This window comes from Vibrio sp. 970, assembly GCF_033339075.1.
Map to the genome: position 1 here is coordinate 1 of NZ_JAWOTW010000063.1, position 1,509 is coordinate 1,509.

2 protein-coding genes and 1 pseudogene are annotated in these 1,509 nt (G+C 42.2%); 2 read left to right on the top strand and 1 reads right to left on the bottom strand.

Annotated features, from left to right (window positions below):
• Window positions 1-196: pseudogene (locus R7Q11_RS24690) on the top strand (hypoxanthine phosphoribosyltransferase); the annotation flags it as partial.
• 74 nt (window positions 197-270) lie between these two features.
• On the opposite strand, the gene can reads toward R7Q11_RS24690, so the two are convergent.
• Window positions 271-939, bottom strand: a complete 669-nt coding sequence (gene can, locus R7Q11_RS24695; RefSeq protein WP_005462578.1) for a carbonate dehydratase — start codon at window positions 937-939, stop codon at window positions 271-273.
• Window positions 940-1,222: 283 nt separating this feature from the next.
• On the opposite strand from can, the gene R7Q11_RS24700 reads away from it, so the two are divergent.
• Window positions 1,223-1,509, top strand: a 287-nt coding sequence (locus R7Q11_RS24700; RefSeq protein ID WP_318094446.1) for a SulP family inorganic anion transporter, incomplete at its 3' end; no start/stop codon positions are given.

The following is a 1,509-nucleotide window of genomic DNA, read 5'->3' on the forward strand; positions in this document are numbered from 1 at the left end:
AATCCTATCGCTACGTGAACCTAAATCTATCGCGATTTGTACGCTACTAGACAAGCCATCTCGCCGTGAAGTAAATGTGCCAGTTGATTGGATTGGTTTCGAAATCCCTGACGAGTTCGTTGTTGGTGTTGGTATCGATTACGCTCAAAAATACCGTCACCTACCATTCATCGGTAAAGTGGTTCCTCAAGAATAATTGAGTTCACTATTCGAAATACAAAAAAAACGCCCATATAAATGGGCGTTTTTTATTTATTCAGATTTTATGGCTTAGCGACACAGAAGCTTATTGTCAGGGTTTAAAATCGTCGATAGTGCTTTCTGGTACGATGCTTCAACGGTCTCTTTAGAATTAGAGCGAATACCTAAATATTCAAGGCGACCATCTTCAATTCCGTATACGACACCGTGAATTTCGACATCTTGCCCGCGCTCCCACGCGTTTTGCATGATGGTTGAATTGCCTAGGTTATAAACTTGTTCTGCAACGTTAATTTCACCAAGCTTATCGGCACGATCTTCAACAGGCATTTGATCTAAGTAAGAACGATGCTTGAAGTAAAGATCTCTGATATGCAGTAGCCAGTTATTGATAAGCCCGAGTTGAGGGTTATCTATCGCTGCGTTAACACCGCCGCAACCGTAGTGACCACACACAATAATGTGCTTCACCTTGAGTACATCAACGGCGTATTGAACAACGGAAAGGCAATTGAGGTCTGTGTGAATGACTTGGTTTGCAACATTGCGGTGAACAAATAATTCACCGGAGTAAAGGCCGGTTAATCGTTCTGCGGGTACTCGACTATCGGAGCAGCCAATCCAAAGAAAATCAGGCTTTTGGCCTTCGGCGAGCTTAGCGAAATATTCAGGACGATCAGATTTGATTTCTTCCGACCATTTTGAATTATTCTCAAATAACTGTTTAATTTCCGGCATCTTGCAAACTACTTCCCTTAAATGACAAAAGCACTCATCGCAATTGAAACATATCAAGCGATCAGTGTTGTAACTATACACAATGTTACAATTTCGATCCCGTTAAATATGCGTCAGACAGGACTCATCTGACGTGTTCTTGGAAATAAATTCGTACAATTCAGACTGCTTATTAGATAACGAATTAAGCCATAATTTATTTATGGTTTAATTTTTCACATTCCTCGTTAAAGTAATGACATTTTACTTATTTAATTTTGAAATTAATGCAGGGAGCTAAACGGTGTTCGGTAGTCGTTTTAAAGATATCAATTTCAAAGGGGATATATTTGGCGGGGTGACCACGGCCATTATTTCTCTCCCTTTGGCGTTGGCGTTCGGGGTTGCTTCGGGGGCGGGTGCAGAAGCTGGCCTTTGGGGCGCCATAATGGTGGGCTTGTTTGCCTCCTTATTTGGTGGCTCAAATACACTTATCTCAGAACCCACGGGGCCGATGACGGTGATCATGACAGCCGTATTGACCAGTATGATGGCGAAGTACCCTGAAACAGGTATGGCGATGACGTTTAC

What these genes read in the sequence shown, in the direction of transcription:
- can (WP_005462578.1), bottom strand. Translation starts at nt 939, where the DNA reads ATGCCGGAAATTAAACAGTTATTTGAGAATAATTCAAAATGGTCGGAA.